Consider the following 19792-nt stretch of genomic DNA (forward strand, 5'->3'; position numbering starts at 1 on the left):
CCTGTCCGCTGTCTTACCTCAATCACCAGGGATAACCGAAGGCACTCCAGCGCCCGAAACCCCTTACCGGGAATCGGAGCCGCCATGGACCTTCGCTTGCTGTTGCTATCCCTGACCACCTTCGCCGCCGGCCTGGCGGAAAGCATCCTGATCGGCATCCTGCCGCCCCTGGCCGAAGACCTGCGGGTTTCCATCAGCCTGGCCGGCCAGCTCACCACCCTGTTCTCCCTCGGCTTCGCCCTCGCCGCACCGCTGCTCGGCTGGCTGACCCGGCGCATCGAACGCCGCCGCCTGCTGCTGGCGACCCTGCTGCTGTTCGCCCTCGGCAACGCGCTCGCCGCCCTCGCTCCGGGCTATCTCGGCCTGCTCCTGGCTCGCCTGGGAATGTCGGCCTGTTGCGGGCTGCTGATCGTCCTCGCCAGCCTGCTCGCCGCCGAGCTGGCCGCTCCGGCCCAGCGCGGCCGGGCGATCGGCCTGATCTTCATGGGCATCAGCGGTTCGCTGGTGTTCGGCGTGCCACTGGGCGTACAGATCAGCGACTGGTTCGGCTGGCGCTGGATCTTCGCCGGCATCGCGGCCTATTCGCTGCCCTTGTGCCTGCTGCTCTGGCGCTACCTGCCGCAACGCCAGGCCGGCGACCTGCCCGGCCGCGAAGGCTACCTGCGGCAGTTGCGCCAGCCCGCGCTGTGGCTCGCGCAGCTGGTATCGATCCTGTTGCTCGGCGGGCACTTCACCCTGTTCGCCTATTTCACCCCGTACCTGGCGAGCATGGCCGGTATTCGCTCGCCCAGCGAGATCAGCCTGATCCTCCTGCTGATCGGCCTGGCAGCGCTGAGCGGCGGCTATATCGGCGGCTGGCTGGCCGACCGCCTCGGCCACCGGCGCGCCCTGCGTCTGGTGCCGGCGGCCTTCGCCCTGGCGCTGGCGGCGGTGCCGCTGAGCCTGGGCAGCATCGGGTTCCTGCCGGTACTGATGGTCTGGAGCGCGATCAGTTGGATGATCTCGCCGGTGGTGCAGAGCTTCCTGCTGCGCAGCGATCCAGCCAGCGGTTCCGCCGGCGTCGCCCTGAACACCTCGGCCATGCACCTGGGCGTGGGCCTCGGCGCGGCGCTGGGCGGCCTGGTGGTGGCGGCACTGGGAGTCGCCGCGACGCCCTGGGTCGGCCTCGCCCTGGTGCTGGCGGCGCTGGCCTGCGCGCTCGCCGCCAGCACGCTGGATGGCGCCACTCAAGCGCTGCCGCTCAGTCCCCCTGCACGGTGACGCTGGCGGTCATCCCGGCGCTCAGGTGGACATCCGCCGGCACCTGGTCGAGGCGGATGCGCACCGGAATGCGCTGCGCCAGGCGCACCCAGTTGAAGGTCGGTTCGACATTGGCCAGCAACTGGCCGTCCGGCGTCGAGTTGCGGTCGGTGATACCGCTGCTGATGCTCTCCACCGTGCCGTCGATCGGCTGGTCGCCGCTCATCAGGCGGACCTGGGCGCGCATGCCGACGCGGATGCCGGGCAGCTTGGTTTCCTCGAAATAGGCGACCACATAGAAGGATTGCTGGTCGACCAGTGCCATCACCGCCTGGCCCGCCGTGGCGTAGTTGCCCTGGGCCAGGCGCAGGTTGGTGACCTGGCCGTTGCGCGCGGCGCGCAGCTCGCTGCGCTTGAGGTTGAGTTCGGCGATCTTCACCTGGGCCAGCGCCTCCTGGTACTCGCTGCGAGCGATGGCGGCATTGATCTGGGCGTTTTCCTTGTCCTCGGCGCTGATCGCGCCGATGCCCAGGCGGCTACGCCGGGCCGCCTCGTTCTGGCGCAACAGGTATTGCTGGTGACGGGTCTCGGCGACGGCGCGGGCCTGCTCCAGGTTGGCCTGGTAGCGTTCCTGGTCGATGCGCATCAGCACGTCGCCGACCTTGACCATCTGGTTGTCCTTGACCTCCAGGTCGGTCACCCAGCCGGACACGTCCGGCGCCACCACCACCACGTCGGCCCGCACCCGGGCATCGCGGGTCCAGGGCGAGAGCATGTAGTAGCGCCAGAGCCAGATGCCGGCGAGGACAGCGGCAACGACCACCAGCAGGGTGACGACGACGCGAAGCGATGCACGCATGCGAATCTCCTTCTCGGGGCGACGGATTCAGGTCGTGGCCGCCCAGGTAATGCCACTCAACATCAAAATGAACAGGGCGCAGTCGAACAGCGCCTCGTGCCAGACCCAGCGACGCAACGGCGTTTTCTGGATCAGCACCCGCAGCGCGGCGGTGGCCGCCAGCGCCAGCAGCGCATAGACGAACAGCGGGCTGAGGTAGACGCCGCCCCAGGCCGATTCATGCAGACTCATGGTTTTCCTCCTGATGGCACCACTGCTGCCAGGTGAACAGCAGTTGCGCCAAGGCCGCGCGCGCCAGGCGGCTGGCTTCGTCGTCGTGGCGAGCGTCACGCTCCAGGGCTTCGCGCAACGGCAGGCTGATCCGTTCCAGGCGGTCGCTGCGCGGATCCACGGGACCGGCCTCAAGCAGCTCGCCCAGCTCCCCGAGGAAGCGGTCGCGCGCCTTGCGCAGGACGCCACGGGCGCCTTCCAGGCAGGCCCGCAGGTGGATCAGTTCGTTACCCAGGTCGAGCGCCAGGAGGCCATCGTCCCAACGCCGCCGCTCCTGTTCCGGTAACAGGTTGGCGTGCCGCGCCAGGCGCAACAGGCGGTCGGCCATGCGCCCGCCGAACCAGTTCTCCGCCTGCGCCAACGGGCGCCGGGTGAGGCGGCCGAGATCCACGCAGGTGGCGTCCAGCAGGCGTCGGGTCAGCCAGCCCGGACGCAAGGTCAGCAAGCGGAAGATCACCACCGCGAAGCCGACTCCGATCAGCACGCCCTGGGCGGAATTCAGCAGGGTCGCGAGGTTGTAGTCCATCTGGTTGCGCGGCGCGACCAGGACGATGAAGTGGATCGCGAACGAGGTGGCGGTGCCGGCGGTGACCGGTACGGCCATGCCCAGGGTGGCGAAGAACAGCGGCACGCCCATCGCCAGGCAGAGCAGCGGGAAGCCATTCCACTGCGGCAGCAGCCACTGGCTGACCAGCATCGCCGCCGGGATCGCGTAGACGATGCCGCGCAGGAAGCTCAGGCCGATGGCCACCGCGTTGTCGCGGTTGGCGAACAGGCTGCACACCACCGCCGCCAGCAGCATCGCGCCGGACGCCGCCGGCCACGCGGTATAGATCCAGTAGACCGACAGCCCGAGCAATGCCAGGGCGCTACGCGCACCGTAGAACAGCGCCATCTGCAGGTCGCGGTGCCAGGACAGGGTGCCGGCGCTGCCCACCCGCCCCTCGACCTCGCCGCTGGCCACCGCGCGCATGCCCTTCTCGGCATTCACCGCCTTGAGCAGCAGCACCGAGCAGCGGGTCAACAGGTAACGCTGGTCGTTGCTCCACTGCGGCTCGACCGCGACCTGCGCCAACTCCTCGCGCAGCGCCTGCATCGACGCCGGATCGGCCCCTTCCAGGGCGGTGGCCAGCGCGGCCAGCCAGCGCTCCACCTGGCGCTCTTCCTCCTCGCTCAGCCGCGCCCGTTGCCGGGCCACGCCGCGCGCGGTGCGCAACAGGCTGAGCAGGTCGCGCGAGAGCAACGCCAGGGCACCGGCCCGGCGCCGCCCGCGCTCGCCTTCGAACCAGGCATGGTCGCGCTGCGCATCGACCTCGACGATCTTGCTCAGCGCGTTGAGCAGTCCCTGCGGCTGCCGCTGGCGCGGGTCGATCTCGCCGCGCGCGGCCTGCATTCCCAGCAGCCAGGTGGCGTGGGCCTGCTTGTCGAGGTTCTGCTCGACCCGCTGCGGCCAGAGGATCGCACTGACCGCCGAGGCGCAGATGATCCCCAGGCAGATCTCGGTACAACGCGCCACCGCCTGCTCGAAGACCAGCAGCGGCTGGTCCACCGCCGGCAGGCCAATGATCGCCACCGTATAGCCGGAGAGTACGAAGGCATAGGAAACGTGGTTGCGCAGGGAGGTCGAGGCCGCCGTGCAGAGCCCCAGCCAGAGCGAGATGGCCAGCAGGAACAACCACGGCGCCTGGGCGAACAGCGCGATCATCAGCACCGACATCGCGGTGCCGACCAGGGTGCCGAGCAGGCGGAACAAGCCCTTCGCCACCACCATGCCGGACAACGGCTGGGACACGATCAGCACGGTCATCAGCGCCCATTGCGGCTGCTCCAGGTCGAAGCGAAAGGCGCACCACAACGCCAGGCCGCCGGCCAGGAGCGTCTTGATGGCGAACTTGAGCGCCAGCGTCGAGGGTGCCAGGAACGGCTTCCAGTGAATGGGCACAGTGTCTTCCGAAACGGGGTCTACATCAGCATAGATAGCCGGCGAACGCCGAGGCGATATGTGCAGCCTATATTATTAGGCTGCTAACAATATCGTCCAGCGACATTCGTAGTATCCCGATCGCTGCGCCGGTGTTTTTCCAGGCGCAAAAAAACGGGCGACCGAAGTCGCCCTAAGTGCCTTGCGTGCTCTGTGTATCCGGGAGGATCAGCCTTTGCGGCTATGGGAATCCTTCCAGATGAAGTAACCGACCCCACCGAAGAAAGCGACCATGAGGCCTACCGTAAGAATCCCTGCGAGAACCACTTCGTCGATGAACATGTTGATGGCCTCCAGTTGCCGGTTGGGTGTTGCTCGATGGGCTCAGATTAGCGAGGCGCGGCGGCGCAATATTGACCTGGATCAATCGCCCGGACGGGCTTTTTCGGCCAGGTGCATGACACTGACCCAGGTCAAGTTTCGCAGGAGGGAGAATGCGGTCGGACGCCGCAGATAACCGGGAAAAACCTGCCCGATCGCCGCACGTTGCCCGCACGAATGCGCCGCCGGCGAACGCGGCGGCGGAGGCTTCAGCGCTTCTTCGGCTTGCCTTTCGGCTTCTTCCGCGGCTTGCCCAGCGGCAACACCTGTTCGAAGGCCTTGCGGACCTCCTGCAGGCGCTTCTCGTGCACGTCGTGGATGCGCTTGTCGCGCTCGGCGCTGAGGTCGATCACCTTGTCGTCGTCGTTCATGGCTGGGGGTACACCAGGCGGAAGGTCAGGTTCAAACGGGGCATGCAGGAGCGGCGGGTCTTCGCCACCTGATGTTGCCAATGATGCTGGGTTGCGCCGCGCATGACCAGCAGGCTGCCATGGGTCAGTTCCAGGGAATGGGCGATGCGGGTCTGGCCCTTGCGCCGCAGGTCGAAGCGGCGGCTGCCGCCGAGACTGAGCGAGGCGACCAGCGGATCGCGGCGCAGCTCTGGCTCGTCGTCGCTGTGCCAGCCCATGGAGTCCTGGCCGTCGCGGTAGTAGTTCAGCAGCACGCCGTTGACCCGCTGGCCGACCTCGCGCTCCACGCGCTCGCGAATCTCGCCGAGCAACGCGGTCCATGGCAGCGGCCGGTGGACCTGGCCGGAATAGCGGTAGGCGGCTTCCGGGTCGCCGTACCAGGCCACCAGGCGCGGGGTCGGATGCTCCTCGCCATGGATGCGCAGGACCGGCTGTTCCCAGGGCGTTTCCTGTTCCAGGCGCAACAGCCAGGCGCTCGCCAGCGGCGCATCCAGCCAGTGCGGGAGATAGCGCAGGTCGGCGTCCGGCAGGGTCAGGGGAGCGTCGGCGAACAGGTCCATGGGCCGCAGGTTACTACGCCGCAAGGCCGCTGCTGAAGCCTGGAAAACCAGGGTTACACTTCGATGTCGATCAATTGTCCCTTGCGTGGCGGCTCGTCCGCCTGGGCGCTCTCCCCCGCCTCGTCAGCCGGCGCCTCGTCCCCCTCGTCGCTCCGCGCATGCGCCTCGCCGCCCTGGCGGCGCTGGCGACGGCGGTACTCTTCTTCCAGCCAGCTTTCCTCGTCGCGCTCCTGGCGCAAGGCGACGCCATCGCTGCCCGCGCCAGCCTGGGTCGGCGCGACCGGCGGCGTGGCCGGACGTGGCTTGGGCGGGTCCTGCTGGACGGTGACCGGGATCAGGCCCTGGGGGATCGGCGGAAGCATGCAGGCAACCTCTCTGGGTAGTGCCGCGTCATGGGTTCTCGCAGCGTGCCGGTTTGCGGCGTTCTTCTACAAGGGTTATCGGTCGACCCGCCGCTCGACTTGAGAACCAGCCGCCAGGCGGTAACTCCCGTACCGACGGACGGCTCTCCGACGAAGCCGTGGCGCAACACGCAATCCATCGCCAAGCGTCGCTCAACGCCACGCGTTGCGGTACCATACCCGGCTTTTTTGGGAGGTGGACATGGCGCAGTATCAACCGGGGCAACGCTGGATCAGCGACAGTGAAGCGGAATTGGGCCTGGGGACCATCCTGGCCCAGGATGGCCGCCTGCTCACCGTGCTCTATCCGGCGACCGGCGATACCCGCCAATACGCCTTGCGCAATGCGCCGCTGACCCGCGTGCGCTTCGCCCCCGGCGATGAAGTGACGCACTTCGAAGGCTGGAAGATGACCGTTCGCGAGGTCGAGGAAAGCGAAGGCCTACTGGTGTACCACGGCCTCACCGCGCAGAACGAGCAGCGCACCCTGCCGGAAACCCAGCTCTCCAACTTCATCCAGTTCCGCCTCGCCAGCGACCGCCTGTTCGCCGGACAGATCGACCCCCTGCCCTGGTTCTCCCTGCGCTACCACACTCTCGAACGCCGCAGCCAACTGCTCCAGTCGTCGCTCTGGGGCCTCGGCGGCGCCCGCGCCCAGCCGATCGCCCACCAGTTGCACATCGCCCGCGAAGTCGCCGACCGCATGGCGCCGCGCGTCCTGCTGGCCGACGAGGTGGGCCTGGGCAAGACCATCGAGGCCGGCCTGATCATCCATCGCCAGTTGCTCTCCGGCCGCGCCGGGCGGGTGCTGATCCTGGTCCCGGAAAACCTCCAGCACCAGTGGCTGGTGGAGATGCGCCGGCGCTTCAACCTGCAGGTGGCCCTGTTCGACAAGGAGCGCTTCGCCGAAAGCGATGCCAGCAATCCCTTCGAGGACACCCAGTTGGCCCTGGTCGCCCTGGAGTGGCTGAAGGAAGACGAACGCGCCCAGGACGCCCTGTTCGCCGCCGGCTGGGACCTGCTGGTGGTCGACGAAGCCCACCACCTGGTCTGGCACCAGGACCAGGTCAGCGCCGAATACGCGCTGGTCGAGCAACTGGCGGAGATCATTCCCGGTGTCCTGCTGCTCACCGCGACCCCGGAGCAACTCGGCCAGGACAGCCACTTCGCGCGCCTGCGCCTGCTCGATCCGAATCGTTTCCACGACCTCGAAGCATTCCGCCGGGAGAGCGAGCAATATCGCCCGGTCGCCGAAGCGGTACAGGAACTGCTCGACCACGGCAGTCTTTCCGCCGACGCGCGCAAGGCCATCCACGGCTTCCTCGGCAGCGAGGGCGACGAGCTGCTGGCCAGCGTCGAGGGCGGCGATGAAGAAGCTCGCTCGCGCCTGGTCCGCGAGCTGCTCGACCGCCACGGCACCGGCCGCGTGCTGTTCCGCAACACCCGTGCTGCCGTGCAGGGCTTCCCCCAGCGCGAGTTGCACGCCTATCCGTTGCCGATGCCGAGCCAGTACGAGGAATTGCCGGCCGGCGAACACCCGGACCTGTATCCGGAAGTGAATTTCCAGCAGCAGTGGGAAGACGGCGACGACAACAACCGCTGGTGGCGCTTCGACCCGCGCGTCGAGTGGCTGATCGATACCCTGAAGATGCTCAAGCAGTTCAAGGTCCTGGTCATCTGTGCCCACGCCGAGACCGCCCTCGACCTGGAAGACGCCCTGCGCCTGCGTTCGGGCATCTCCGCCACGGTGTTCCACGAAGGCATGAGCATTCTCGAGCGCGACCGCGCCGCCGCCTACTTCGCCGACGAAGAGTTCGGCGCCCAGGTGCTGATCTGCTCGGAAATCGGCAGCGAAGGCCGCAACTTCCAGTTCGCCCACCACCTGGTGCTGTTCGACCTGCCGGCCCACCCGGACCTGCTCGAGCAGCGCATCGGCCGCCTCGACCGGATCGGCCAGCGACACACCATCCAACTGCACGTACCGCACCTGGAGAACAGCGCCCAGCAGCGTCTGTTCCAGTGGTACCACCAGGCGCTGAACGCCTTCCTCAATACCTGTCCCACCGGCAACGCCCTGCAGCACGAGTTCGGCCCGCGCCTGCTGCCGCTGCTCGACGGCGGCGAGGACAAGGCCTGGGACGCGCTGCTCGCCGAAGGCCGCGCCCGTCGCGAAGCTCTCGAAGCGGAGCTGCACAGCGGTCGCGACCGCCTGCTGGAGCTGAACTCCGGCGGTGCCGGCGAAGGCGAGGCGCTGGTGGAGGCCATCGAGGAACAGGACGACGACTTCGCCCTGCCGATCTACATGGAGCGCCTGTTCGACGCCTACGGCATTCACAGCGAAGACCATTCGGAAAATGCCCTGATCCTCAAGCCGAGCGAGAAGATGCTCGACGCCGGCTTCCCCCTCGGCGACGACGAAGGCGTGACCATCACCTACGACCGTGCCCAGGCGCTGGCCCGCGAGGACATGCAGTTCCTCACCTGGGAACATCCGATGGTTCAGGGCGGCATGGACCTGGTGCTGTCCGGCTCGATGGGCAACACCTCGGTGGCGCTGATCAAGAACAAGGCGCTGAAGCCCGGCACCGTGCTGCTCGAACTCCTGTTCGTCAGCGAGGCCGTGGCACCGCGCGCCCTCCAGCTCGGCCGCTGGCTGCCGCCGCAGGCCCTGCGCTGCCTGCTCGACGCCAACGGCAACGACCTGGCCGGCCGGGTGTCCCTGGAAACCCTCAACGACCAGCTGGAAAGCGTGCCACGGGTCAGTGCCAACAAGTTCGTCCAGGCCCAGCGCGATGTGCTGGCCAAGCAGTTCGACGTGGCCGAGGGCAAGATCGTCCCGCGCCACGAGGAACGCGTGGCCAGGGCCAAGCAGCAGTTCGCCGCCGCGATGGACGAGGAACTGGCGCGCCTGACCGCGCTCAAGGCGGTCAACCCGAGCGTCCGCGACAGCGAGCTGGACAGCCTGCGCAGCCAACGCGAGGAAGGCCTGGCCCTGCTCGACAAGGCATCCCTGCGCCTCGAGGCGATCCGCATCCTGGTCGCCGGCTGACGTCCGGCAACGGCTGCGCGAGACGGGAAGCCATGGGGGATGCCCATGGCTTCCTTCATTTCATTTCCAGCGAAGGCCGCAACGGTGGCTAGCCGCGCGGCGACCGTTCGCCCCGCTCCTCCGACACCCGCCGGGCCGCAAGTCGGGCGTCGCAGCGGAATCGCGACGGTCGCCCTGCGACTTATTGACCTCCGGCAAAGGTCCGCAGGCCGCGAGGGTCTACAGTGTCCTTGAAGTTTCAAGAACGCCCGGCGGGCGGACACTCACTCTGGAGGGACACCCTATGTACGATCGCATTCTGGTAGCCGTGGACGGCAGCCCGGTCTCCGACCGCGCCCTGGAAGAGGCCATCAAGCTTGCCGGCCTCAGCGGCGGCAAGCTGCGCGTCATCACCATCGTCGACAGCCCGCTGCGCCACCTTCCCGACTACGCGGTGTACTACAACCCCGAACCGCTGCGCGAAGCCGCGCTGAAAGCCGCCGATGACGTCCTGGCCAAGGCCCGCGAGAAGGTCGAGGCGAGCAACGTCGAAGGCGCCACCTTCGATCGCGTCTGCCAGGAGCGCGCCAGCGAGGAAATCGCCGAGCGCATCGAACTCGAGGCCCAGGCCAGCGATGCCGACGTGGTGGTCATGGGTACCCATGGTCGTCGCGGCATGCGCCGCCTGATGCTCGGTAGCGTGGCGGAAGGCCTGATCCGCGTGGCTTCGCGTCCGGTCCTGCTGGTCCGCGACAAATAAGGCGAAAGCCGACGAAAAAGGCCGTGGGGGGAATCCTCCACGGCCTTTTTTTCTTTCAGCCCCCGTCGCTCACTGGGCTGCCCTGGGCGCGCGGCAACTGGCGAAGATGTCCAGCGCCGGCTGGTACAGCGAAGTCTGTACGTCCAGCAGGCCGAGCACCGAGTGGAACAGGTTGTCGTGGCTCAGGTCCTTGTCGTCGCGCTTGCCGTCCAGGCAACTGCGCTGGATTCCCCAGTTGCCCAGCGCCTGCGGGGCGAACCACATGACCATCGGCACGTGGATCTGCGCCTGGGGCGCGATCGAATAGGGCGCCGCGTGCAGGTAGACGCCATTCTCGCCCAACGACTCGCCGTGGTCGGAGACGTAGATCATCGCCGTATCGCGCTTGTCGGCATTCCGCTTGAGCAATTCGATCACCTTCGTCAGGAAGTGGTCGGTATAGAGGATGGTGTTGTCGTAGACGTTCACCAGCTCTTCCTTGCTGCAACTGCCGAGCTGGTTGGTCCGGCATACCGGCTGGAAGCGCTCCATCTCCTTCGGGTAGCGCTCGTAGTACTCGGGACCGTGGCTGCCATCGGAGTGCAGGACGATGATGGCGTCGTCCTGCAACCCGTCGATGTACTCCTGCAGGCCTACCAGCAACGACTCGTCCAGGCAGTTCTTGCCGTCGCAGAACGGACTCGGCTGGGTCTTCGGGATGTCCCGGTTGGGCACCCGCAGGCAGGTGCCCTTGCAGTCGCTGTTGTTCTCCAGCCACAGCACCTGCACGCCGGCACGCTGGAGAATGTCCAGCAGGCCTTCGTGGGTCTTGGCCTTCTTGTCGCTGTAGTCCTCGCGCGGGTACTGGGAGAACATGCAGGGCACCGAGACCGCGGTGGAAGTGCCGCAGGAACGAACCTGGGTGAAGTTGACGATGTCCTGCTTGCTCAGCTCCGGGTTGGTCTCGCGGGCGTAGCCGTTCAGCGAGAAATGGTCGGCACGGGCAGTCTCGCCGACCACGAACACCAGCAGCGATTTCTTCTGTCGCTGCAGCGCAGCCGGCGCCTGGCGGGCGTCCAGGCCGATCGGCTCGACCACCAGGTGCTCCTTGATCACAAGGCGCTGCTTGGCGTACTTGCCCACCGCGTAGATGTAGTTGGTCGGGTTGATGAAGTGGGTCAGCTTGTCTTCCTCGCGGAAGATCGGCGCGTAGGTGGAATAGAAGCTGCCTACCATTACCGCGACGATCAGCAGGCAGCCGAGCAGCGTCAGGATCTTGTTCAGCAGGCCGCGGAAGAACGGCCGGTAGCGTACCGGCCAGAGCCAGATCAGCAGCGAAGGCAGGACACCGAGCAGCAGCAGATAGCCGAGCAGGGTCGGGTTGACCAGGTCGCCGGCCTCGGTGGCGTTGGTCTCGAAGACGTTCTGCACCATCACCGTGTCGATGCTGATGCCGTAGCTGCCCATGAAGTAGGTCGCGCCGGCCGAGCACAGGGCGACCAGGGTCAAGGCCGGCTTGAGCAGCGGGCGGAAGGAAACCAGGGTCAGCAGGAGCGTGAAGGCGGCCCACAGGAACGCCGCGAACGAGGCGAAGAACGCGAAGCCCTTCAAGCCTTGCAGCGGCACCAGCCCATGCAGGGCCTTCCAGGTCGCCGCGTTGTAGAACACCACCAGAACCAGCGCGAACAGCATCACCAGCCGGGTCGAACCGATAGCCGGCAAGAAACGCTTGATACCCCCACCCATTGACGCAACTCCTGAAACGTAACGGACCGCCGCCACCCCCCGTGGCGGGCGCCCGAACTCTATCGGGCGCCTGGTCAAAATTTCGTGAAGCCTCGCGAGCCCTCGCGGGCGCAGCGATCATGCCCATGGCGATGGAGCCGGAACAAGCTCAGCTATGCCTTTTTTCCCTGGGAAAATGCCGAAACCGGCCGTATGTCGGCGGCCAGCGACTTCCTTCCGTGCCGACCTTGCAGGCGGCTCCCGCTATCTATACTGGAAGCACAATGCCACCCCCAGCCCGCGCCGTCCGCGGGTTTTCCGTGTCCAGGGAGACACCGCTATGGATTGGCAAGGCCTGCGCTTCCTCGGAGAGTCTCCCGTCGACGGCTACGTGCTGCAGAACTGCACCTATTCGCCGTCGCTGGTAGCGCTCGCCTTCCTCGTCGCCTGCCTCGCCGGGTACACGGCGCTGGACATGGTCGAGCGGGTCGGCAACAGCCTGAACCACCCGCGCCGTTGGCAATGGGTCGGGGCGTTCTGCCTGGGCAGCGGCATCTGGGCCACGCATTTCGTCGCCATGCTCGCGTTCCACGCGCCGATCGCCCTGCGCTACGACCTGCCGATCACCGGCCTGTCGCTGCTGATCGCCGTCGCCGCCTCGTACCTGGCGATGTACATGACCGCCCGCCCACGCTTCGGCCTGCTGCCCTGCCTGCTCGCCGCCTGCTGCATCGGCCTGGGCATCGCCACCATGCACTACACCGGGATGGCGGCGATGCGCTCGGTGGCCACCCAGTACTACCAGCCATCGCTGTTCGCCCTTTCGGTACTAATCGCCATCGGCGCCGCCTTCACCGCCCTCGCCGCGGTCCCCTACCTGCGCGGCCGGCGCAGCGCGCGCTACCGCTACATGAAACTGATCGCCAGCCTGCTGCTAGCCGGCGCCATCGCCGCCATGCATTTCACCGGGATGGCCGCGCTGGTGCTCAGCGTACCCGCCGGCACGCCGCTGGAACTGCAAGCCAGCACCGACTCGCTGCGCCTGGGCTGGCTCACCGGAGTGCTCGCCAGCGCGATCGCCGCCTGCGGCATCTGGGCCGCATGGTCGGAGAAACAACGGGAGCGCCGGCTCAGCGAAAACAGCCGGGTCAACGCCCTGCTCAACCAGCTCGACCACGCCCACGCCTCGCTGCGCCAGATGGCGCGCTACGACAGCCTGACCGGCCTGCAGAACCGCACGGCATTCAACGAAGTGTTCGTCCAGCACCTGGAGAACTGTCGCCTGAGAGGCAAGGGGCTGGCGGTGATGTTCCTCGACCTCGATCACTTCAAGCGGATCAACGATTCCCTCGGCCACGACTCCGGCGACCAACTGCTGAAGATCGTCTCCGAACGTATCCGCAGCGTGTTGCGCGATAGCGACGTGGTGGCACGCTTCGCCGGCGACGAGTTCTGCGTGCTCGCCGACCTCGCCCAGGACCACGAGGCGCACATCCTCTCGCAACGCCTGATGCAGAAGATGAAGGAACCCATCGCCCTGGACGGGCGCACCCTGGTGATGACCGCCAGCGTCGGCGTCAGCCTCTACCCGAACGACGGCGAGCAGTGCGAGGAGCTGCTGAAGAACGCCGGCCTGGCCCTGCACCAGTCCAAGGCCTGCGGGCGCAACAACGCGCAGTTCTTCAGCCGGCAACTGCTGGTGCGGGCGACCCAGGAACTGCAGATGGAGGAGGAACTGCGCCAGGCCCTGCGCGACGACCAACTGGAGCTGCACTACCAGCCGATCCTCGCCCTCGCCGACGGCGAGGTACACCAGTTGGAGGCATTGGTGCGCTGGCGCCATCCGACCCAGGGCCTGCTCGGTCCGGACCGCTTCATCGGCCTGGCCGAAGCCAACGGCATGATCGACCAGCTCGACGACTGGGTGCTGCGACGCGCCTGCCGCGACCTGCGCAGCCTGCACCTGGCCGGCCACGAACGGCTGCGGGTGGCTGTCAACTGCTGCGCCAGCAATCTCGGCCGGGCCAGCCTGGTCGACGAAGTCCGCCATGCGCTGGAGCAGGCCGGGCTGGCGGCGTGCTTCCTCGAACTGGAGGTGACCGAGGACGCGCTGATGTACAACATCGACCAGACCATCCCGCTGCTCGAACGCCTCCGCGAGCTGGGCGTCAGCCTGTCGATCGACGACTTCGGCACCGGCTATTCGTCGCTCGCCTACCTGCGGCGCCTGCCGCTGGACGCGCTGAAGGTGGATCGCTCTTTCATCATGGACATCCCCGCCTCGCAGCGGGACATGGAAATCGCCCAGGCGATCATCGCGATGGCCCAGAAGCTCCATCTGAAAGTCGTCGCCGAGGGCGTGGAGACCCCGCAGCAACTGGCGTTCCTGCGGGAGAACCATTGCGAGCTGGTGCAGGGCTACCTGTTCAGCCGGCCGCTGCCGCTGGCGGCCCTGGAAGAGTTCCTCCGCGCCTACCGCTTCGACGCCGCGCCGCCGCTGCGCAGCCTGAACCAGGCCTGAGGTTCACTCGACGGCGGTCCGGTATTGCTCCACCAGGGTCGCCGGATCGCCTTCGAGATAGCCCTGGCTGCCGTGCAGACGCATCAACTGCGCGGCCAACCCGCTCATCGGGGTGGCCGCGCCTTGCTCGCGAGACAGCTTCACCGCGGTGTCGAGGTCCTTGAGCAGGGTCCGCACGTGCCACTTGACCGGCTCGTAACGGCTCTCGGCCATTTGCGGGGCGAGGATCTGCAACGGCTTCGAGTCGGCGAAGCCGCCCGCCAGTGCCGGAGCGACCAGGCTGGCGTCGACCCCGGCCCGCTCCGCCAGCGCCACCACTTCGGCGATCACCAGGGCATTGCAGGCAACGATCATCTGGTTGCAGACCTTGGTCACCTGCCCGGCGCCCACCTCGCCCATGCGTGTCAGGCGCTGGCCGAGCTGCGAGAGGACCGGCCGCAGGCGCTCGATATCCGCTGCGCGTCCGCCGGCCATGATCGCCAGGCTGCCGCTTTCCGCGCCCGGCGTGCCGCCGGAGACCGGCGCGTCGACCCAGCGCACGCCGCAGCGCGCCTCCAGCTCGGCGGCCATCTCGCGGGTGGCGGCCGGCTCGGCGCTGGAGAAATCCACCAGCAACTGCCCGGGCCTGGCGTTCTCGACGATGCCGCCGGCGCCGAACACCACTTCGCGCACCGCTGCGGTATCGGCCAGGCAAAGCATCAGGATTTCCGCGTCGGCGGCCAGTTCGGCCGGGACTTCGACGGCTTTCGCGCCCTCGGCCGCGAGCAACTCGCGTTTGCCCGGCGAACGGTTCCACACCGCCAGCGGATAGCCGGCGGCCAGCAGCCGGCGGCACATGGGCACGCCCATCAGGCCGAGACCGGCGAAGGCGAGGGAAGGCAGGGAAGCGGACATGGCGGACTCCAATACGCAGCGAATGGGCACGGGGAGCGCCATATTACCCGCGAGGCGCCGGCGAGCAACGCCGCTACGGCTGCCCAAGCGGCCCGCGCACCACTATACTCCCCGGGTTTTTTCCGCCATTGAACCGGAGAACTCTCCCATGCTGAAACGCTCCCTGGCGCTCGCCGCCGGCATCGCCCTGTCCCTGTCCGCCGCGCTCGCCCACGCCGAAACCCTGAAAGAACTCAAGGTCTCGGCGATCCCCGACGAGGCGCCCACCGAGCTGCTGCGCAAATTCAAGCCGCTCGGCGCCTATCTGGAGAAGCAACTCGGCATGCCGGTGAAGTTCGTCCCGGTAGCCGACTACGCCGGGGTGGTCGAGGCGCTGGCCGCCGACCGCCTGGACATGGCCTGGCTGGGCGGCTTCACCTTCGTCCAGGCGCGGCTGAAGACCGGCAACGCCATCCCCCTGGTGCAGCGCGAGCAGGACCAGCAGTTCACCAGCAAATTCATCACGGCCGATCCCCAGGTGAAATCCCTGCAGGACCTGAAGGGCAAGACCTTCGCCTTCGGCTCGGTCTCCTCCACCTCGGGCAGCCTGATGCCGCGCTACTTCATGCAGAAGGACGGCATCGTCCCCGAGCAGTTCTTCTCCCGCGTCGCCTACTCCGGCGCCCACGACGCCACCGTAGCCTGGGTCCAGGCCGGCAAGGTCGACGCCGGCGTGCTGAACGCCTCGGTCTGGCAGAAGCTGGTGGACAGCGGCAAGGTCGATACCGCCAAGGTCAAGGTCTTCGCCACCACGCCGACCTACTACGACTACAACTGGACCGTGCGCGGCAACCTCGACCCGGCCCTGGCCGAAAAGATCAAGCAGGCCTTCCTCGCCCTCGACCCGGCGAAACCGGCCGACAAGGAGATCCTCGACCTGCAGGCCGCCAGCCGCTTCATCGAGACCAATCCGGACAACTACAAGGGCATCGAGGAGTCCGCACGCGCCGCCGGCCTGCTGAAGTGAGCCTGAGCCTCGACGGCGTGGACCTGGTCCACGCCGACGGCCAACGCGCCCTCGCCGACATCCGCCTGCGCCTGGCCGCTGGCGAACGGGTGGCCCTGATCGGACCTTCCGGCGCCGGCAAGACCAGCCTGCTGCGGGTGCTCGCCAGCCAATGGCGGCCCAGCGCCGGTCGTGTCGAACTGCTCGGCGAGGAGCCCTGGGCGCTATCCGCCGCCGCCCGCCAACGCCTGCGCGCGCGCATCGGCCTGGTCCACCAGGCGCCGCCGCTGCCGCCACGGCAGCGGGTGGTCAGCGCGGTACTGGCCGGGCGCCTTGGCCAGTGGCCGCTATGGAAGAGCCTGGTCAGCCTGGTCTATCCGCTGGACCGCGCCGGCGCCCACGACGCACTGCAACGCCTGGATCTCGGCGACAAGCTGTTCCAGCGCTGCGACCAGCTTTCCGGCGGCCAGTTGCAGCGGGTCGGCATCGCCCGGGTGCTCTACCAGCGCGCCGAGCTGATCCTCGCCGACGAACCGGTCTCGGCCATGGACCCGGTGCTCGCCGGTCATACCCTGGCCCTGCTCAACCGCGAGGCCGCCGCGCGCGGCAGCACCCTGCTGGCCAGCCTGCACGCGGTGGACCTGGCGCTGCAACACTTCCCCCGGGTGATCGGACTGCGCGCCGGACGCATCGCCTTCGACCTGCCCGCCGGCGAAGTCGACCGCGCCGCGCTGGACGCCCTCTACGCCAACGAACAACTGCAGGCCGAGCGCGCCAGCCCGGTCGGCGAACCCGCCGTGGTGCACATCCCACGATGCTGAACGCCGCTTCTCCACCGCGCGACCCCGCCGCCCTGCCACGCCTGCTGCTGACCCTGGCCGCGTTGCTGCTGCTCTGGCCGGAGCTGCGCCTCAGCGAACTGGATATCCCCGGCCTGTTCAGCGGCGACAACGCACGCACCATGGGCGGTTTTCTCGCCGGCTTCTGGCCGCCGGCGCACGATCCCGGGTTCCTCGCCCTGCTCGGCCGCGCCACCCTGGAAACCCTCGCCATCGCCACCGCCGGCATGGCCCTGGCCTGGCTCCTGGCGTTTCCCGCCGCGCTGCTGGCGACCCGCGCCCTGTCGCTCTCGGCACTGCCGCGCGGCGGCCTGCCGGCCTGGTGGGCACGGGCACTGCGCTGGCCGGTGCGCGGCCTGCTGATCCTCCTGCGTAGCGTGCCGGAAATCGTCTGGGCGCTGCTGTTCGTCCGCGCCGTGGGCCTGGGCCCCACTGCCGGGGTGCTGGCCATCGCCATCACTTATGCCGGCATGCTCGGCAAGGTCTACGCGGAAATCTTCGAATCGGTGGATCCGCGCCCCGTCCGCGCCCTGCTGCTGGGCGGCGGATCGCGGCTGGCGGCGTTCGCCTATGGGGTGCTGCCGAACGCCGCCGGGGAAATGATTTCCTACACTGTCTATCGCTGGGAGTGCGCGATCCGTGCTTCGGTGGTGATGGGCTTCGTCGGCGCCGGCGGCCTCGGCCAGCAGATCGACCTGTCGCTGCGGATGTTCGCCGGCGGCGAGGTTGCCAGCATCCTGCTGACCTTCCTCCTGCTGGTCCTCCTCGCCGACCTGCTGAGCCGCTTCCTGCGCGGGAGGCTGGCATGAGCCGGACCTGGCGCCTGCTGCTCTGGCCGCTGCTGGTGGTGGCCGCGGTGGGCGCCTCGTTCGCCTACCTGGACATGGACACCGCAGGTCTTTTCAGCGGCAAGGGACTGGGCCAGATGGCCGCCTACGCCAGCGGGTTCTTCCCGCCCGACCTGTCCGCTCCGCACCTGCAGGCGATTGGCCGGGGGCTGCTGGAAACCCTGGCCATGTCGGCCATCGGCACCCTGCTGGCGGCGCTGCTCGGCCTGCTCTTCGCGCTGCCGGCGGCGGGTCGCTTCGGCGTACCGGCGCAGAGCCTGGCGCGACTCCTGCTCAATGCGCTGCGCGCGGTGCCGGAGCTGGTCTGGGGCGCGCTGATGGTGCTGGCGGCCGGGCTCGGGCCGAACGCCGGGACCCTCGCCCTGGCCCTGCACACCGGCGGCGTGCTCGGCCGGCTGTTCGCCGAAGCCCTGGAGAACACCCCGGCGCAGCCCGCCGAGGCCTTGCGCCTGGCCGGCAGCGGACGCCTCGCGGCATTCGCCTATGGCACCCTGCCGGGGGTCTGGCCGCAACTGGTGGCCTATACCCTGTACCGCTGGGAGAACAATATCCGCATGGCCAGCGTGCTCGGCTTCGTCGGTGCCGGCGGGCTCGGGCAGATGCTCTATTTCAGCCTGAGCCTGTTCCAGCAGGCCCAGGCCGCCACGGTGATCCTGGCCATGCTGGTCCTGGTGCTCGGGGTCGACAGCCTGAGCGCCTGGGCCCGGCAGCGCTGGGTCAGCCAATAGGAAAACGCGCCGCCGCGCCCGTTCGAGTAAATTTACGAAGCCCGCCGAAGATCGGGCATCATCGGCGCTCGGAGCCATCAGGGAGGCACCCCGCCTCCAGGGGTCCAGGGAGAGGAAGGAACCATGCGCAAACCACTGCTATCCGCATTACTGCTGGGCCTGCTGGCCCTCGCCGGTTGCAGCCTGCCCCAACAGCAGGCCGGCGCACCGACCGAGCAGCGGCTCGGCACCCAATGGGGCGAAGGCGTCGCCTCGCCGGTCACCTCGGTGGCCCTGCGACGTCTATCGGAGCAACCGGTCGATCGCCGCCAGGTGTTCTACAGCGCGAGCCGCTTCGATGGACGTGCCATCAAGGAACTGCCCCTGGCCAAGGGCAGGGTGGGCTTCGCCGTACTCGACGAGGATGGCGGCAAGTTCGACCTCGTGCAGCACCGCAGCACCCTGCAATTGCAGGGTCGTGAAGGCCAGCGCTACCGACTGTGGCTGAACAACCTCGGCAGCGCGACCTACGAGGTGGTCTCCACGGTGGACGGCCTGGACGTGCTCAACGGCCAGCCGGGCAGCCTGAAGAACCGCGGCTATGTGCTGGAACCGGGCGAGAGCCTGGTGATCGAGGGCTTCCGCAAGAGCGAACGGGAAGTCGCGGCGTTCCGCTTCGCCAGTCCCGACGATGCCTACGCCAGCAACAGCGCGGCCGGCGACAGCCGCAACCTAGGCGTGATCGGCGTGGCCCTGTTCGAACTGGACGCTCCGGCCAGCGGTCGCGAGGCGCCGGCCGACGGACCGCAGGCATTTCCCGCCGACGCCCGGAACGGCGGCGGCTACGCGCCGCCGCCACGCTATCGCGACTGAGGCATCTTCGCGAAAACCGCGCGGCGGCGTTCCATCATAAGCAATCCCTCTCACAGGAGCCGCCGATGAACCGCTTTTCACTGCCCCGCCCCGACGCACGCCAGTGCGTCGCCGGCCTGGGTTTCTCCGCCCTTCTGCTGCTGGCCTCCTCGGCCAACGCCGCCGCCTGCCGCGACATCACCAGCGTGCAGCAAAGCGCCGACGCCACGCGCAATACCTCGATGGGCGGCCACGTGACCCAGCACATCTACGGGATGACGCCGCCGTCCGGCTCGTCGCAGAAAGACAAGACCCTGTTCAAGTCGAGAGGCAACTACGACGCGGCCTGGCGCCAGTACGGATACATCGACAATCCGGTGGCCTGCAGCGGTAACAGCAAGTTCCAGGTGGTTTCCCTGGAGAAGCTGCACATGGGCAAGATCGATGCCTACTCCTGCAAGCAGGCCGACGGCCAGGGCGTCTGCACGCGCTGGGATACGTACATGGCCAAGGAGATTTCGTACGGTTTCGTCCTGAAGGACGGCAAGTGGATCCTCAATACCCTCTACCCGGTTCCCCTCGACTAGGGCGCAGGCCGTCCGCGCCGGCCGCC

General features: G+C 67.9%; 19 protein-coding genes. 10 read left to right on the forward strand and 9 right to left on the reverse strand.

Annotated features, from left to right (window positions below; genetic code table 11):
• The first annotated feature begins 84 nt into the window (after nt 1–84).
• Nucleotides 85–1260: an MFS transporter gene (locus HMPREF2886_RS24375; protein WP_033975476.1), complete on the forward strand. Its 1176-nt coding sequence runs from the start codon at nt 85–87 to the stop codon at nt 1258–1260.
• On the opposite strand, the gene HMPREF2886_RS24380 is transcribed toward HMPREF2886_RS24375, so the two are convergent.
• The 7 genes from HMPREF2886_RS24380 to HMPREF2886_RS24400 all read right to left on the reverse strand — a co-directional run bounded on the left by HMPREF2886_RS24380 (nt 1241) and on the right by HMPREF2886_RS24400 (nt 6002).
• Nucleotides 1241–2098, reverse strand: coding sequence for an efflux RND transporter periplasmic adaptor subunit (locus tag HMPREF2886_RS24380; RefSeq protein ID WP_033968619.1), 858 nt, complete (start codon nt 2096–2098; stop codon nt 1241–1243). The two genes, HMPREF2886_RS24375 and HMPREF2886_RS24380, sit on opposite strands and share 20 nt — an antisense overlap.
• Before the next feature lie 27 nt (nt 2099–2125).
• Nucleotides 2126–2329, reverse strand: a complete 204-nt coding sequence (locus HMPREF2886_RS24385; RefSeq protein ID WP_003091655.1) for a DUF1656 domain-containing protein — start codon at nt 2327–2329, stop codon at nt 2126–2128.
• Entirely contained in the window at nt 2316–4310 is a 1995-nt protein-coding gene (locus tag HMPREF2886_RS24390) for an FUSC family protein (protein WP_033975477.1), read from the reverse strand. The genes HMPREF2886_RS24385 and HMPREF2886_RS24390 overlap by 14 nt, the downstream gene beginning before the upstream one ends.
• Before the next feature lie 207 nt (nt 4311–4517).
• The gene (gene ccoM / locus HMPREF2886_RS35210; protein WP_003091657.1) at nt 4518–4631 is read right to left on the reverse strand and encodes a cytochrome c oxidase subunit CcoM; all 114 of its coding nucleotides are present in this window, start codon (nt 4629–4631) and stop codon (nt 4518–4520) included.
• A gap of 248 nt (nt 4632–4879) precedes the next feature.
• Nucleotides 4880–5041 (reverse strand): hypothetical protein, encoded by a 162-nt coding sequence (locus HMPREF2886_RS34650; RefSeq protein ID WP_003091659.1) that lies wholly within the window; start codon nt 5039–5041, stop codon nt 4880–4882.
• The gene (locus HMPREF2886_RS24395; protein WP_057388509.1) at nt 5038–5640 is read right to left on the reverse strand and encodes an alpha-ketoglutarate-dependent dioxygenase AlkB family protein; all 603 of its coding nucleotides are present in this window, start codon (nt 5638–5640) and stop codon (nt 5038–5040) included. Before HMPREF2886_RS24395 ends, HMPREF2886_RS34650 begins: the two co-directional genes overlap by 4 nt.
• Before the next feature lie 53 nt (nt 5641–5693).
• Nucleotides 5694–6002 carry a hypothetical protein gene (locus HMPREF2886_RS24400; protein WP_003122428.1) on the reverse strand — a complete coding sequence of 103 codons (309 nt, stop codon included), beginning with the start codon at nt 6000–6002 and terminating at the stop codon, nt 5694–5696.
• Between the two features lie 235 nt (nt 6003–6237).
• Here HMPREF2886_RS24400 and rapA point away from each other — a divergent pair, with 235 nt between their 5' ends.
• Nucleotides 6238–9090 (forward strand): RNA polymerase-associated protein RapA, encoded by a 2853-nt coding sequence (rapA, locus tag HMPREF2886_RS24405; RefSeq protein ID WP_371915126.1) that lies wholly within the window; start codon nt 6238–6240, stop codon nt 9088–9090.
• Nucleotides 9091–9373: 283 nt separating this feature from the next.
• Nucleotides 9374–9829 (forward strand): universal stress protein, encoded by a 456-nt coding sequence (locus HMPREF2886_RS24410; protein ID WP_003091672.1) that lies wholly within the window; start codon nt 9374–9376, stop codon nt 9827–9829.
• Nucleotides 9830–9898: 69 nt separating this feature from the next.
• Here the strand turns inward: HMPREF2886_RS24410 and HMPREF2886_RS24415 are convergent, their stop codons facing one another.
• Nucleotides 9899–11554 carry a phosphoethanolamine transferase gene (locus HMPREF2886_RS24415; protein WP_003091675.1) on the reverse strand — a complete coding sequence of 552 codons (1656 nt, stop codon included), beginning with the start codon at nt 11552–11554 and terminating at the stop codon, nt 9899–9901.
• Nucleotides 11555–11873: 319 nt separating this feature from the next.
• Here HMPREF2886_RS24415 and HMPREF2886_RS24420 point away from each other — a divergent pair, with 319 nt between their 5' ends.
• Nucleotides 11874–14054 carry a putative bifunctional diguanylate cyclase/phosphodiesterase gene (locus tag HMPREF2886_RS24420; protein WP_033968614.1) on the forward strand — a complete coding sequence of 727 codons (2181 nt, stop codon included), beginning with the start codon at nt 11874–11876 and terminating at the stop codon, nt 14052–14054.
• Between the two features lie 3 nt (nt 14055–14057).
• On the opposite strand, the gene HMPREF2886_RS24425 is transcribed toward HMPREF2886_RS24420, so the two are convergent.
• Entirely contained in the window at nt 14058–14948 is an 891-nt protein-coding gene (locus HMPREF2886_RS24425; protein ID WP_033968613.1) for an NAD(P)-dependent oxidoreductase, read from the reverse strand.
• Nucleotides 14949–15096: 148 nt separating this feature from the next.
• On the opposite strand from HMPREF2886_RS24425, the gene HMPREF2886_RS24430 reads away from it, so the two are divergent.
• The 6 genes from HMPREF2886_RS24430 to HMPREF2886_RS24455 all read left to right on the forward strand — a co-directional run bounded on the left by HMPREF2886_RS24430 (nt 15097) and on the right by HMPREF2886_RS24455 (nt 19766).
• Nucleotides 15097–15954, forward strand: coding sequence for a putative selenate ABC transporter substrate-binding protein (locus HMPREF2886_RS24430; protein WP_003113155.1), 858 nt, complete (start codon nt 15097–15099; stop codon nt 15952–15954).
• A complete protein-coding gene (locus HMPREF2886_RS24435) occupies nt 15951–16754 on the forward strand; it encodes a phosphonate ABC transporter ATP-binding protein (RefSeq protein WP_033975480.1) in 804 nt (267 codons plus the stop codon). Before HMPREF2886_RS24430 ends, HMPREF2886_RS24435 begins: the two co-directional genes overlap by 4 nt.
• Entirely contained in the window at nt 16748–17581 is an 834-nt protein-coding gene (locus tag HMPREF2886_RS24440; protein ID WP_070748554.1) for a PhnE/PtxC family ABC transporter permease, read from the forward strand. Before HMPREF2886_RS24435 ends, HMPREF2886_RS24440 begins: the two co-directional genes overlap by 7 nt.
• Nucleotides 17578–18348 (forward strand): phosphonate ABC transporter, permease protein PhnE, encoded by a 771-nt coding sequence (phnE, locus tag HMPREF2886_RS24445; protein WP_057388506.1) that lies wholly within the window; start codon nt 17578–17580, stop codon nt 18346–18348. Before HMPREF2886_RS24440 ends, phnE begins: the two co-directional genes overlap by 4 nt.
• Before the next feature lie 123 nt (nt 18349–18471).
• Nucleotides 18472–19200 (forward strand): hypothetical protein, encoded by a 729-nt coding sequence (locus HMPREF2886_RS24450; RefSeq protein ID WP_033968604.1) that lies wholly within the window; start codon nt 18472–18474, stop codon nt 19198–19200.
• 65 nt (nt 19201–19265) lie between these two features.
• Entirely contained in the window at nt 19266–19766 is a 501-nt protein-coding gene (locus tag HMPREF2886_RS24455; protein ID WP_003091690.1) for a hypothetical protein, read from the forward strand.
• Nucleotides 19767–19792: the final 26 nt, after the last annotated feature.

Origin of the sequence: Pseudomonas sp. HMSC066A08, from assembly GCF_001813025.1 — a bacterium.
GTDB lineage: Bacteria > Pseudomonadota > Gammaproteobacteria > Pseudomonadales > Pseudomonadaceae > Pseudomonas > Pseudomonas aeruginosa.